Below are 13,477 nucleotides of genomic sequence, written 5' to 3' on the forward strand. Positions count from 1 at the left end.
GCACAACCTACTTGCGGCGAGCAGTAGCCTTGATAGCCAACTGCTCTAGGGTTTCGGTGACCGCGGGATCTACCTGTGCGGAGTGCAGGTGTTGCAGTCCCGATTGTGTTAGGGAATCGATGCGGCGCTCAATTTCTTCTGGTGCGCCCGAATCAGCGATGATCTGGGCCAAGCGCGATAGCTCCTGGGGATCTGAGGTGCGGCCAATGAGCTTGCGCAAGGTAGCAGCAGCTTGTGGATCAGACTCATCCGCGCGCTGGAGCGCTAGCGCTAGAAGTTCGGTTCGCTTGCCTTCGCGCAGGTCATCACCGGCAGGTTTGCCGGTCACCGCGGGATCGCCAAAAACACCCAGCTGATCGTCACGCAACTGGTAGGCAATGCCAATATCGTGCCCATAGCCGCGGAAGGCAGCGATAAGTTCCTCGCTTGCACCGGCGATAGCGGCGCCCAAGTGCAGCGGGCGTTCAATGGTATAAGCGGCCGTCTTATAACGGTTGACCGAATTGGCAAGCTCTACCGATTCGGAACCTGCCGCCTCCAAAGAGATATCCAAGAGCTGCCCGCCGATAACCTCAGTGCGCATGCCGCGCCAGGGGCCGCGAGCACGGTGCAAAGCGGCCGCACTCAGGCCGGAATCTTGGAACATGTCCTCTGCATACACCAGTGCTAAATCGCCTACCAAGATTGCCACGGAGGTGCCGAAGAACTCTGGATCCCCTAGGTACTCCGATTCGCGGTGCAGCTTTTCGACGCCCCGGTGCACCGTAGGATTGCCGCGACGGGTATTGGAAGCATCGATAATGTCATCGTGGATAAGGGCGCAGGCCTGGATAAATTCCAAAGAGGCGGCCGCGCGGAGCATGGCCGCGGGATCTTCTTCTCCTCGACCTGCGGCGAGGTAGCCCGCCCAGGCATAGGTAGGTCGTACTCGCTTGCCACCGTCAAGCACGAAGGATTCCAAAAAGCTCACGGCCTTGGTCACAGGGGCGCCGATTTCGGCCACCTGCTCTCGGCGTTGATCGAGAAAGGTGGCGAGTTCCTCGCGCACCGCACCGGGGATGTCCGCAAGCTCAGGAATATTCTGCATAGTCACACCCCACACGATACCGGCTAGGCTGCGCAAGAAATAACAGAGGTTTACAGCGGCAGGCTTGCGCCCAATATGGCAAAGGGGCGAGCATCGGCGGGGTAGAGATGATCACGGAGGACATCGAAGAAGCCGACGGCTCTATAAAGACGGAAGGCACCGTTATCCTCGTTCGGCACCTCGGGTGTGGACAACAGCGCATAGCGCGCCGGGGCATTCCACAGCAATCCTTCCAAAAGCTTTCTGCCTAGGCCGTGCCCCTGGTACTGCGGCAAGACGTGGATCTCAGCCAGCTCAAAGTAGTTGCGCACAATGTCCCACTGCTCTTCGGTGGGCCCGCCTTGTAGGCGGAGCCCGCGGCGAAGTTCAGCGTCCCACCAGCTATCTGGGGAGCCTAAGAACCCATAGGCCACGCCGACGATGCCATTTTCATGGGTGACAATCTGCGCGCCGAATCCGGGGCGGGTCACGTCATTTCGCCAGCTTGAAATGCGGCTATGCAAGATTGCGGGATTGTAGTGCATTGCCTCGATGTAAATCTCAACCAACTGTGGGGCTAGCAGGGAGAATTCTGGCGGGGTTAGGCGGCGAATTTCAAAGCTCACTCTTCCTATGACACCAGAAGTCTGTGGCGGAGGGAAAGCAGGGCTCGCTATGTTCTTCGAAATTCACAAAAGTAAATCGAACAAGAAGGCTGGAAAAAGCGTGTGGCCAGCTATTAACGTTGCTTAAATCGAACAGGTGAACTATGCTCGGGGGTGAAATGTCTAGCGGCTTGCTTAGGGTCAGGGGCAGTTCAACGACGTTATTTATTTAGTTAAGGACAGAGGCAATGGCACAGATTATTTCGGCAACGCGTACCCATTCTCTTGGGCGAGAAGGTGGCAAGCGGGCACGTTTTCTCTTCCAGGCGCGAGAATTATTAGACGCTGCGCGCGGTTATGCGGCTGAGGGACGATTCGATCAAGCTTTAGAGGTGGCGTACCAATCGGCTTTACGTACTGCTGGCGCACGAGTAGCTGCATCTGTCGTGGCTCGGCGCCGCCGCCTTCCCTCCAGTGCATGGGATCGGTTAGCGCTCGTCGGTGTGGAAGGCAAACGGTGGGCTGAATCCTTTAAGGGATATTCGCGGACTCGTGCGCGCGTGTCTTCGGGGCTGGATGAAGCGCCGAGCGAGGAATATGTTTATGGTCTCATGCAGCATGCCGCACAATTTTTGGATGAAAGTGAGACAGGGACTACTTTCGGCGCTTTTGCTGCGTAGTCACTCCGTGGGGGCGCTCACTACCTTTTGGGGAACATACTGATTATTCTGGGCGTTAGTATAGGTAGAACCATTACCGCCCGAAGCTCAATCCCTAGTTGGAGGAACAGTGTCCCTTTCTGAGCAGGAGCAGCGTACGCTCCGTGAAATTGAGGAATCGTTACTTGCTGACGATCCTAAGTTTGGCGCTTCCGTTTCTGAGCCTACGTCGTTCGGCGGATCCGGCGGTGCGGTAACCCTCCGAGGTGTAGCGCTCGTTGTCGTTGGCCTTTGCATGCTTGTCGGCGGTGTTGCTCTCGCGCAGCAAAGCCTGTGGTTTATCGTGCTTTCTATCGCGGGCTTTTTGGTGATGTTTGCCGCAGGTGTGTGGATGCTGCGCGGAGATGGATCTGGGCATTCCGCCCAGGGCCATTATTCCAGCGCTCGTGCAAAGAAATCCGCGTCCCGCAGTGGTGGAGTCAGTGGCAAGTTGGAGGAAAACTTCCGTCGCCGCTTTGAGGAGCGTTAGCGCTTTTTAATTTAGTTCGCCCCGGTTGACCCAGTGAGGGTCAACCGGGGCACTTTTGTATCTCGCCAAAATTCCCCACTTTGCCCCACGGATGAGGCGCTGGGTGGGCAATCGTGGGGTAGTTGCCCCATGGGCTTAGGTAAAAGTCCTCGATAACACAGCATATGGGGTCGGTGGGTGGAGTGGGGCGCATTATATTGGTGTTACGGGTGGGGTGAGTGGGGTGATTGTAGTGAGCTGTCAAGGCCTTTCGCGGGATTTCTTCCCACTGGAAAAACCATTATCTAGCTGCACGTAATCGAGAGCTATCTGAGGGACACGCCGCTTTAAGTGGGTTAGGTGGGGGAAAGTGGGGTAGAGTGGGGCGCAGCGGAGGAAAGAGGGGCTTAAGGGCCTCGATTCTGAAGTAAGAGAATCCGGAGTTTTCGAGTAAGGAAGGTGGACGCCGGGATGTTTCTCGGAACCTACACTCCGAAGCTCGATGACAAGGGACGTCTTACGCTTCCGGCAAAGTTTCGCGATGAACTCGCGGGTGGCCTCATGGTCACCAAGGGGCAGGACCACTCGCTGGCCGTGTACCCGCGGGAGGAATTTGCGGCACGCGCGCGGAAGGCTGCGGCAGTTTCTCGAACCAACCCAGAAGCACGTGCTTTCATCCGTAACTTGGCAGCAAGTGCGGACGAACAGCGGCCGGACGGGCATGGGCGCATTACGTTGTCCGCGGGGCATCGGGAATATGCGAACTTGTCTAAGGAGTGCGTTGTGGTTGGCTCTGTGGACTTTCTCGAAATTTGGGACGCAGCCGCGTGGGCTGAGTACCAGTCGCAAACTGAAGATGCTTATTCGGCAGCAGATGCCGATGACGTACTGGCGGGCTTGCTCTAAGCCTGCACAAGAGTGCGTGTAAGGACTCTGTCCGAGGCGGATGATTCTGGTGTACTTCCCCGATATCAGAAACCTGCCTCGGACAGGGCCCTATACGCACTCGCATGCTTTCCACCACTGGAAGTCAGGAAATTTGAGAAAGGGGGTTGCGGGGAGACATGGCTACCAAAGACCTAAATTATGACGTGTCGGATAACCACGGCCACGTGCCAGTCATGCGCGAGCGCATGTCCGATCTCCTGCGCCCCCAGGTAGAAGCGGCGGGGGATAAGGCAGTGCTTGTCGACGCCACCTTGGGTGCCGGCGGCCATACCCGCTACTTCCTGGAATCTTTCCCCAAAGCTCGAGTCATTGGCGTTGACCGCGATAAGCAGGCGTTGCGCAATGCATCCGAACGTCTTGCGCCCTACGGCGATCGCTTCGTCGGCGTTAATGCACGATTCGATGAGCTGGGCAGCGCCATCGCGGAAGGGGAGGGCGATATCTTTGATTCGGCCCGCACCGTAGGCATTGCCGGCGCGCTCTTTGACCTTGGTGTTTCCTCGATGCAGCTAGACCAAGCTGACCGCGGATTCGCTTATAAAGCGGATGCGCCGCTAGATATGCGCATGGATCCTTCGCAGGGGATCACTGCGGCGGATGTACTCAATACCTATTCGCACGGTGACTTGGCTCGCGTCCTCAAAACCTACGGTGATGAGCGTTTCGCGGGAAAAATTGCCTCCGCCGTGTTGAAAGAGCGCGACAAGGAGCCTTTCGAGAACTCCGCGCGGCTCGTTGAGCTGCTATATGATGTCATTCCCGCTGCGACCCGCCGTACCGGAGGGCACCCCGCCAAGCGCACCTTCCAGGCGCTGCGGGTTGAGGTCAATCGCGAGTTGGAGGCTATCGAAAATGTCCTGCCGGTCATAACCCAGGCACTTTCGGAAGGTGGCCGTGCCGTATTCATGAGCTATCAATCTTTGGAAGACCGCATCGTTAAAGCAGCTTTCAAAGAACTGACCACTTCCAAGACGCCGGCTGGATTGCCGATGGATCTGCCGGGCACCGCGCCGAAGTTCAAGATCGTTACGCGCGGGGCGGAAAAGGCCTCTGAAGAGGAAGTTACGGAAAATTCGCGAGCCGCGTCGGTGCGTGTTCGTGCCATCGAAAGGCTCGAGGGAATGCCAGAATTTCTACCGCCGGGAGGCAGGCAATGAGCACCATCCCACGCCGCAACCACCTAAAGACTGACAGCCGCGACAGAGAGGCCACTCGCACCATGGGCGCCAGCCGAGACTTCACCACCGGAATCGATACCGGAGCCCCGACGGCGCTGCGCGAGCGTCCCAGCACTAAGCGTGCTCCGAGCCGCACTCGCGTGCCGCACCGCAGCACGAAGCGCCTAGGTTCGAAGCAAGTAGTGAGCTTCCGCGGACGCCAGCTGCAGCCGCAAACGAAGAAGAACGGGCTCCTTACCCGGTTGGGCGTCATTTCCCTCACCCTGCTTATCGTCGGTGTGGCCTTGGCCATGTGGCTGTCTGGTCTGTCTACCAAGCAAACCTTTGCCATCCAGCAGCTCACCGTGCAGGATTCCCAACTGGATAACCAGATTGAGACCCTCAACCGCGATGCGGAAAATCTCAGCTCTTCTGCTGATATTGCGCGCCGCGCGGATGAAATGGGAATGGCTATTCCTAAGCAGCCGGGTATTGCGGAAGTTGGCGGCGATGGAAAGATCGTCGACAAGCGCGAAGGCACCCCGGATACCGAAAAGCTCATTGATGTCAACGGTGAACCAATCCGCCCGGGCCAGGCTTCCAGCGACCCAAAGGATACGGAGGGGATGTCGGATTCCCTCAATGCCGTGCCACAGGGACAGCAGCGCACCAGCAATGGTGGCGATGCCGACCGTAATTCCGATCGTGAGGCCGGCGAAGCTGATGCCGCCCAGAACAATGCGCGACCCAACCTTCCGGCCCGTGCGCCGTATGCCAGCCGCGCCGAGTAGCTAGGGAAGAATAATCGGTGAAAAAGATGATGCTCGCGCGTGGTGGCGCGGGCATTCTCACTTTTGTAGGGCACAATCAATACACGCAAGAAATTGTGGCGGAAATAGGGAAGGTGACACTGGACTGTGACTACGCCAAGTAAGGCTAGGCGCCGCCCGCGCCGCTCTGCCAGCTCCGCGGTGCCGCAAAAGAAAATGATGCGCAAACGCCTGCGCATCATCGTATCCGTGGTGCTCGTGGCGATGGTCGTCCTCGCTGGCCGCTTGGCGTGGGTGCAGCTTGTGTGGGGCCCGGATCTTTCCGCCAAAGCCGTCACCCAGCGTGAGCGCGTCTATATTGAGCCGGCCCGGAGGGGAGAGATCTTAGACCGCGATGGCCAGCGCTTGGCCTACACGATGAAGTCTCGTTCCTTGACCGTCTCGCCGACCCGCCTGCGCGATGAGCTAAAAGACAAGGCCGAGATCGAGGCCCAAAAAGATGGCTCGACCGAGGGCATGGATGATAAAAAGCTGGATAGCTTCCTCACCAAGAAGATGGAGGAGACCCTCAAGGACATGTCTGAGGGAATCCCGAAGCTGATTGAGGATTCCGGCGCCTCGACCTCCAAGGTGGATAAGGACGACATCCTCAATAAGCTCAAAGCCGATACCCAGTATGAGGTACTGGTGCGCAATGTCGATCCGGATGTTGCCGTAGAGATCGCCAATAAGTACCACGGAGTGGCAGCGGACCGCCAAGACATCCGCCAATATCCCAACGGTGCCATTGGTGAAAACGTTGTGGGCAAGGTGTCGATGGATGGCCATGGACAGTTCGGTTTCGAGGCCGCGCGCGATACGGAACTTACCGGCATTGACGGCCAGTCCACCGAGGACGTATCCGCGGATGGCCAGGTAATTCCAGGCACGCTGCGCGACGTCGTGGATACCGTTGATGGTCGCGACGTCACCCTCACTTTGGATCTGGACCTGCAGACTTACGTTCAGCAAAAGTTGGAGAAGGCTAAGGCCAACTCCAAGGCTTCTGGTGCGGAAGCAGTGGTCCTCGATGCTGCCACCGGCCAGGTGCTTGCCATGGCCAATACCGATACCGTGGATCCCAATAAGAATGTTGAGGATCAGCTCGATGAAGGCAAGGACTTTGAAAACCGCAGCGTCTCCCATCCTTATGAGCCGGGTTCTGTAGCCAAGGTGGTTACCGCGGCTGCTGCACTGCAGGAGGGTGTGACCACCCCGGATGAGGTGCATCAGGTCCCCGGCTCCATCGATATGGCGGGCGTGACGGTCAACGATGCATGGGAGCACGGCACCGAGCCGTATACGACCACCGGCATCTTTGGTAAATCCTCCAACGTCGGCACCTTGATGATCGCCGATAAATTGGGCCAGGAAAAGTACGCCGAGTACCTCAAGAAGTTTGGGTTGGGCAATACCACCGGCGTTGAGCTGCCGAATGAATCGGCCGGTAGCGTGCCGGACTTGGAGCAATGGTCCGGCGGCACCTTCGCTAACCTGCCTATTGGTCAGGGCCAGTCGTGGACCACCTTGCAGATGGCCAGCGTGTATCAAGCGTTGGCCAATGGTGGCGAGCGTATCGAGCCGCGCATCATTGACTCGGTCAAGGGGCCGGATGGCAAGGACGAAAAGCTAGAGGAACCGGAAAAGAACCAGGTGGTAAGCCCGGAGACCGCCAAGACTACGGTGGATATGTTCCGCGCCGTCTTCCAAGACGATGATGCAGGCCTGCAAAACGGTACGGCCGGCAATGCGCAGCTTAAGGGTTATCAGCTTTCTGGCAAGACCGGTACGGCCCAGAAGGTGGACCCAAATACCGGGGCGTATTCGAATTCCGCCTATTGGATCACCTTTGCCGGCGTCGCACCCGCCGATGATCCGCGCTTCGTTGTTGCCGTCATGCTGGATGAGCCTAAGTCCGGCGTGGAGGACAATGGAGGCGGCGGCCAGTCGGCGGCACCTATCTTCCGTGATATCGCCTCGTGGCTACTTAATCGTGACAATATTCCGACATCGAAACCAGCACCGCGGCTGACCCTGCGGGCACAATAGGAGCTTAGTATGACCGTTTCTTTGGATACTCTCGCCCAGCTTTCTGGCGGCCGCGTCATTGGTGATGCCTCCGTGGAGGTCGCCGCGTGCGGGCTGGATTCTTCCCGTTTGCCGGAAGGCGCGCTCTTTGCTGCCTTGCCGGGCACGCGCGTCCACGGCGCGCAGTTCGCTCGCGACACCAAGGCAGGAGCCGTGCTTACCGACGCCGCTGGGCTCGCCCTGCTTACCGAGGCCCAGGAAACCCGCCCCATCGTGGTGGTGGAGGATATTCGTGCCGTGCTCGGCCCAATCTCCGCCGAGATTTATGGCCACCCCACCCGTGACCTGACGGTCATCGGCGTTACCGGCACCTCCGGCAAGACCACCACCAGCTACCTGCTGGAGGCCGGCCTACTCCACGCCGGGCATTTTGTGGGCCTTATCGGAACCACCGGTACCCGAATCAACCGCACGCCGGTTCCCACCTCGCTCACCACGCCTGAGGCGCCGACCTTGCAAGAGCTTTTCGCACGCATGAAGAACGAGGGCGTTACCCATGTGGTGATGGAAGTATCCTCGCATGCGCTGGAGCTGGGACGTGTGCGCGGAACTCGGTTTGCGGTAGGTGGGTTTACGAACCTGAGCCAAGACCACCTCGATTTTCACCCCACCATGGAGGACTACTTCCAGGCTAAGGCGAAGCTTTTTGCTGGGGAACAGGCGGCCGAGCGGGCCGTCCTCTGCATCGATGATGAGTGGGGCGAGCGCATGCGCGGCGTCGCCAAGAGCACCGACCACCCAGTGACTACGGTTGCCACCCAGGGCGCTGCGGCCACGATTAGCGCGCGCCAAACCGCCACTGAGGCCACCGGTGCCCAGGAGGTAGCCCTGAATTATGACGGCGCTGATTTCACCTTCCGGCTGCCGCTGCCTGGCGAGTTCAATATCGCCAATGCTTGCTTAGCACTCGGCATGGCCACCGCGGTAGGAGAGGATCCGGCGGAGTTCCTGTCGGGAGTGGAGAAGGTCGCAGTCCCCGGCCGCATGGAGCGCATCGACCGCGGCCAAGACTTTGTAGCCGTAGTGGACTATGCGCATAAGCCGGCGGCCATCGCAGCGGTGCTCGACACCTTGCGCGGCCAGCTGGAAGGAACCACGGGCCGCGTCGGCATCGTCGTCGGCGCCGGCGGAGACCGTGATAGCTCCAAGCGCCCCATCATGGGCGCAGTCGCAGCCAGCCGCGCTGACCTTACCGTGGTTACCGATGACAACCCGCGCTCCGAAGACCCTGCCACCATTCGCGCGGCGGTGATGGCGGGCGCACGTGACGCCTCCCCGGAGGGCGATATCCGCGAGGTAGGCTCCCGCGCCCGTGCCATCGATGAGGTCGTCGATTGGGCCGAGCCGGGCGATGCCGTCATCGTCGTAGGCAAGGGCCACGAAGTGGGACAGCTCGTGAACGGCACAACCTTGCACTTTGATGACCGCGAGGAAATGGCCCGCGCCATCGAGGAAAAGCTGGCCGGAACCCCGCACCGCGATACCCTTGGGAATGCGAAGGAGTAGACATGATTCCACTTTCTATTGCCGATATTGCCGAAATCACCGGGGGCAGCCTCGATTGCGTGTCTGACCCAGACCAGCGCGTTACCGGGTTCATCGAATTCGATTCCCGAAAGGTAACAAAAGGCGGGCTTTTCCTTGCCTTGCCCGGTGCCCGTGTGGATGGCCACGACTATGCAGCAAAGGCCATCGAGCAGGGCGCAGTGGCGGTGCTAGCTGCGCGGCCGGTGGGGGTTCCGGCGGTCGTCGTCAAGCCCCAAGGCCGCGTTACCGGTGATGCCGCCAACGCGGATATCTATGCCCACGACGAGGACGGCTCGGCCGCCGCGGTGGTGCAGGCGTTATCCGATATTGCGCGGGAGGTCACCCGCCGCTTGACCGCCGAGCAAGGCCTAGACATCGTGGGCGTAACCGGCTCGGCCGGAAAGACCTCCACCAAGGACCTACTGGCCACGATTTTCCGCGCTGAGGGTGACACCGTCGCTCCTCCCGGCTCCTTTAATAACGAGGTCGGCCTGCCGTATACCGCGTTGCGCTGCGATGAACACACTCGCTTCCTGGTTGCCGAAATGTCTGCCCGCGGCATCGGACATATTCGCCACCTGACCACCATTACCGCGCCCACCGTCGGCGTGGTACTCAACGTTGGTACCGCTCACCTGGGTGAGTTCGGCTCACGCGAGAATATCGCCCAAGCCAAAGGCGAGCTCGTGGAAGCATTGCCCTCGGCCGCTGAGGGCGGCGTCGCCGTACTCAATGCCGATGATCCCTTCGTCGCCGGCATGGCGCCGCGCACTTCGGCCAAGGTCGTCTACTACTCGGCCAATAAGCCGCCAGCTTCCGACGCCCAGTACTACGCCAGCGATATCCAGCTCGATGACGTCGCCCGCCCCTCGTTTGTGCTGCATGCGCCGGGAACGGACCCGCTTCCGGTAAAGCTGCAGGTCTTTGGCAAGCACCAGGTCTCTAACGCTTTGGCAGCGGCCGCGGCTGCCATCGAATCGGGCATGGACCCGCAGGTGGTAGCTAACGCGCTATCCGGACACCAGAATGCCTCGGAACACCGCATGGACGTGCGTACCCGCCGCGATGGAGTAACCACCATCGACGATTCCTATAACGCCAACCCCGATTCCATGCACGCGGCCATTGCGGCGCTGGCCTATACCTCGGCCGCCCGACCGGATGCCCGCGCCATCGCCGTGCTCGGTGAGATGGGCGAGCTCGGAGGAGAAGCAGTGGCCGCCCACCGTGCATTGGGAGAAGTGCTTTCCAAATACCACGTTGACCACCTCGTGGCCGTGGGAGACAACGATAATATGAGGGCCATGGTTGAGGCCGCACAGGCGCGGGGTATAAATACTACTATCAGCCCGGATGTTGACGCCGCTGCGGCGGCGGTCGAAGACATCATTAGGGTAGCGCCTGCCGGCATCGAAGATTGGACGGGGCGCGAGGCCAAAGATGTAGTCCTTATCAAGTCATCGAATGCCCAGCGCCTGTGGCGCGTGGCAGAACAGCTCAATCGCCGTTAGTCCTCAGTACAAGGAGAAAGACCTTTAGCAATGACTCAGATCATTATCGCGGGCATCCTCAGCTTCCTCGTCGCGATCTTTACCACTCCCATGTTGGTGCGCTACTTTTCCGGGGTAGGCAAGGGACAAGAAATCCGCGAGGACGGACCGCAGCTGCACCTGCGCAAGCGCGGCACCCCCACCATGGGCGGACTGGCGATTTTGCTGGCCATCACCGTGGCCTACCTCGTGGTGGGAATTTACGCCCGCGTGACCGGTAACGGTGGTTTTAGCCCCTCCGGTCTCTTGGTCTACTTCCTCACGATGGGCCTTGGCGGTCTGGGGTTTGCCGATGACTTCATCAAGCTATTCAAAAAGCGCAACCTCGGCCTGAACAAGACCGCCAAGCTGGTAGGTCAGCTGGCCGTGGCGCTCATCTTCGGCATCCTGGCGCTGCAGTTCCCAGATGCACATGGATTGACCCCAGCGTCTACCAACCTTTCCTTCGTCCGCGATTTTGATACCTTCGACATCGCCGTGGGCGGCGCGGTCATCGGGACCATTGTTTTCTTGGTCTTTCTCTACCTACTCATTGCTGCGTGGTCAAACGCCGTAAACCTCACCGACGGACTCGACGGCTTGGCCGCGGGCACTACCGCGATGGTGATGGGTGCCTATGCTCTGATTTCCTTCTGGCAGTTCCGCAACTCTTGCGCCGTGTCGCCAGCGGCAGGGTGCTATGAGGTTCGCGATCCGCTCGACTTGGCCGTGCTGGCTGCAGCTGGTCTGGGCGGTTGCTTGGGCTTTTTGTGGTGGAATGCCGCACCGGCAAAGATCTTCATGGGCGATACCGGTTCGCTAGCACTCGGTGGCCTCGTCGCCGGCCTATCGGTGACCACTCGCACCGAGCTGCTCATGATCATCATCGGCGCTATCTTCGTGATTGAGACGGTCTCCGTGGTTATCCAGATCATCGTCTTCCGCAGCACCGGTAAGCGCTTCTTCCGTATGGCGCCCATCCACCACCACTTTGAAAATGGTGGCTGGGCCGAGACCGCCGTAGTCACCCGCTTCTGGCTGCTGAGCGCCATGGCCGCTATTGCCGGCGTATGCATCTTCTACGGCGACTGGCTGTCTGCCGTCGGCTTTGCCTCCTAAGACTCACGCCTTTTAGCTTTATCGAGGAAAGAGGAATAGAGATGACCGAGTTGCCATCCTCGTTGCGCGGGCGAGTGCTCGTGGCCGGGGCGGGAGTATCGGGGCGCGGTTGCGTCGCTATGCTGGCAAGCCTCGGGGTGGATACCACCGTGGCAGATTCCAACCAGACCGCGCTGGCGGAATTGGCGGAGGAGTACGGGGTAGCAACCGTCTCCGTCGATTCTGCCGCCCAAGGCGATTTTGACCTGGTGGTTACTTCGCCGGGCTGGCGTCCCGATTCGCCCTTGTTGGTCGCCCTCCAGGGCGCTGGGGTAGAGGTCATCGGTGACGTGGAGCTGGCGTATCGCCTGGATCGTGCGAGCGTCTTCGGCGCGCCGCGTACCTGGCTGGTAGTTACCGGAACCAACGGCAAAACCACCACTACGGGTATGTTGGCCCAGATTATGCAGGCAGATGCCAAGCGCACCGGCAAGCGCGCACTGGCGGTGGGCAATATCGGCGTTTCGCTTTTCGACGCCCTCACGGCCACCCCTCGCGTCGACGTTCTCTGCGCCGAGCTATCTTCTTTCCAGTTGCATTGGTCCAGCCACCTGCGCCCGGATGTGGGCGTGCTACTGAATTTGGCTGATGACCACCTGGATTGGCATGGATCGTTCGATGCCTATGCCCGCGCGAAGGCTAAGGTGCTCTCCGGTGAAGTCGCTGTGGTGGGCAAGGATGACGCCGAGGCGGTTCACTACGCCGCGGATACCGCAGACCTCTTCCGCTTTACTGCCGCTGAACCTACACAGGGAGAGGTGGGCGTAAGTGCCGGCCGTCTTGTCTCGCGGCTTGACGGGAAGCGTGAGGATCTCGCGTCCGCAGAGGGCATTGAGCCCGCCGGCCTGGCAGGAGTTCTGGACGCTGCGGCCGCAGCCAGCGTCGCGCGTCTGGCAGGCGCCACCCCGGAATCCATTGCGCAGGGGTTGGCCGCATATACCGTCGCCGGGCACCGCGGCGCTGTGGTCCATGAGCATTCCGGCATTACGTTCATCGATAATTCCAAGGCCACCAACCCGCACGCGGCGGATGCGGCGCTCAAGGGGCTCAATTCCGTGGTCTGGATTGCCGGCGGGCAGTTGAAGGGCGCGGAGGTAGACGGGCTCGTCGCCAAGCACGCCGCCCACATCAAGGCCGCGGTAGTCCTAGGCGTGGATAGGGAAGAGGTAGCCCGGGCCCTCGCGGCGCACGCGCCGCATGCCCTGGTGGACGTCATCGAGACGCAGGAGCCTTGTGCAGCCATGAATGCTGCGGTGGAGGCTGCACTGCAACACGCCGACGCCGGGGATACCGTTCTTTTGGCGCCGGCTGCGGCATCGTTGGATATGTATACCGGCATGGCTCAACGCGGTGATGTATTCGCCGCGGCCGCGCGGGAGCTTACCCGCAACTAGAGCTATAGATTTAAGGATCAGGAGAACAC

The 13,477-nt window shown here is 60.0% G+C and carries 12 protein-coding genes; 10 read left to right on the forward strand and 2 right to left on the reverse strand.

What is annotated here, in order from left to right; translation table 11 throughout:
* Nucleotides 1-7: 7 nt before the first annotated feature.
* Together QP324_RS05030 and QP324_RS05035 are read right to left on the reverse strand one after the other, a co-directional pair.
* On the reverse strand, nt 8-1,087 hold the full coding sequence (locus tag QP324_RS05030) for a polyprenyl synthetase family protein (protein WP_239278979.1): 1,080 nt from the start codon (nt 1,085-1,087) through the stop codon (nt 8-10).
* Between the two features lie 50 nt (nt 1,088-1,137).
* Nucleotides 1,138-1,692 carry a GNAT family N-acetyltransferase gene (locus tag QP324_RS05035; protein WP_239278962.1) on the reverse strand — a complete coding sequence of 185 codons (555 nt, stop codon included), beginning with the start codon at nt 1,690-1,692 and terminating at the stop codon, nt 1,138-1,140.
* A gap of 227 nt (nt 1,693-1,919) precedes the next feature.
* On the opposite strand from QP324_RS05035, the gene QP324_RS05040 reads away from it, so the two are divergent.
* From QP324_RS05040 to murD, 10 genes are all read left to right on the forward strand, one after another.
* A complete protein-coding gene (locus QP324_RS05040) occupies nt 1,920-2,351 on the forward strand; it encodes an SAV_6107 family HEPN domain-containing protein (RefSeq protein WP_239278961.1) in 432 nt (143 codons plus the stop codon).
* 109 nt (nt 2,352-2,460) lie between these two features.
* Nucleotides 2,461-2,859 (forward strand): DUF3040 domain-containing protein, encoded by a 399-nt coding sequence (locus QP324_RS05045; RefSeq protein WP_239278959.1) that lies wholly within the window; start codon nt 2,461-2,463, stop codon nt 2,857-2,859.
* A 450-nt stretch (nt 2,860-3,309) separates the two neighbouring features.
* On the forward strand, nt 3,310-3,744 hold the full coding sequence (gene mraZ, locus QP324_RS05050) for a division/cell wall cluster transcriptional repressor MraZ (RefSeq protein ID WP_005324499.1): 435 nt from the start codon (nt 3,310-3,312) through the stop codon (nt 3,742-3,744).
* Nucleotides 3,745-3,902: 158 nt separating this feature from the next.
* Nucleotides 3,903-4,943 carry a 16S rRNA (cytosine(1402)-N(4))-methyltransferase RsmH gene (rsmH, locus tag QP324_RS05055; protein WP_284814844.1) on the forward strand — a complete coding sequence of 347 codons (1,041 nt, stop codon included), beginning with the start codon at nt 3,903-3,905 and terminating at the stop codon, nt 4,941-4,943.
* A complete protein-coding gene (locus QP324_RS05060; protein ID WP_284768531.1) occupies nt 4,940-5,734 on the forward strand; it encodes a hypothetical protein in 795 nt (264 codons plus the stop codon). Before rsmH ends, QP324_RS05060 begins: the two co-directional genes overlap by 4 nt.
* 198 nt (nt 5,735-5,932) lie before the next feature.
* Nucleotides 5,933-7,801 (forward strand): penicillin-binding protein 2, encoded by a 1,869-nt coding sequence (locus QP324_RS05065; protein WP_284814912.1) that lies wholly within the window; start codon nt 5,933-5,935, stop codon nt 7,799-7,801.
* A gap of 9 nt (nt 7,802-7,810) precedes the next feature.
* A complete protein-coding gene (locus QP324_RS05070; protein ID WP_284814846.1) occupies nt 7,811-9,346 on the forward strand; it encodes a UDP-N-acetylmuramoyl-L-alanyl-D-glutamate--2,6-diaminopimelate ligase in 1,536 nt (511 codons plus the stop codon).
* 2 nt (nt 9,347-9,348) lie between these two features.
* Complete coding sequence (gene murF / locus QP324_RS05075; RefSeq protein ID WP_239278955.1) at nt 9,349-10,878, forward strand: UDP-N-acetylmuramoyl-tripeptide--D-alanyl-D-alanine ligase; 1,530 nt, start codon at nt 9,349-9,351, stop codon at nt 10,876-10,878.
* A 30-nt stretch (nt 10,879-10,908) separates the two neighbouring features.
* Nucleotides 10,909-12,015, forward strand: coding sequence for a phospho-N-acetylmuramoyl-pentapeptide-transferase (gene mraY, locus QP324_RS05080; RefSeq protein WP_239278954.1), 1,107 nt, complete (start codon nt 10,909-10,911; stop codon nt 12,013-12,015).
* Between the two features lie 41 nt (nt 12,016-12,056).
* Nucleotides 12,057-13,448 carry a UDP-N-acetylmuramoyl-L-alanine--D-glutamate ligase gene (murD, locus tag QP324_RS05085; RefSeq protein ID WP_284814848.1) on the forward strand — a complete coding sequence of 464 codons (1,392 nt, stop codon included), beginning with the start codon at nt 12,057-12,059 and terminating at the stop codon, nt 13,446-13,448.
* The last annotated feature ends 29 nt before the right edge of the window (nt 13,449-13,477 follow it).

Origin of the sequence: Corynebacterium sp. UMB0012 (assembly GCF_030216265.1) — a bacterium.
GTDB lineage: Bacteria > Actinomycetota > Actinomycetes > Mycobacteriales > Mycobacteriaceae > Corynebacterium.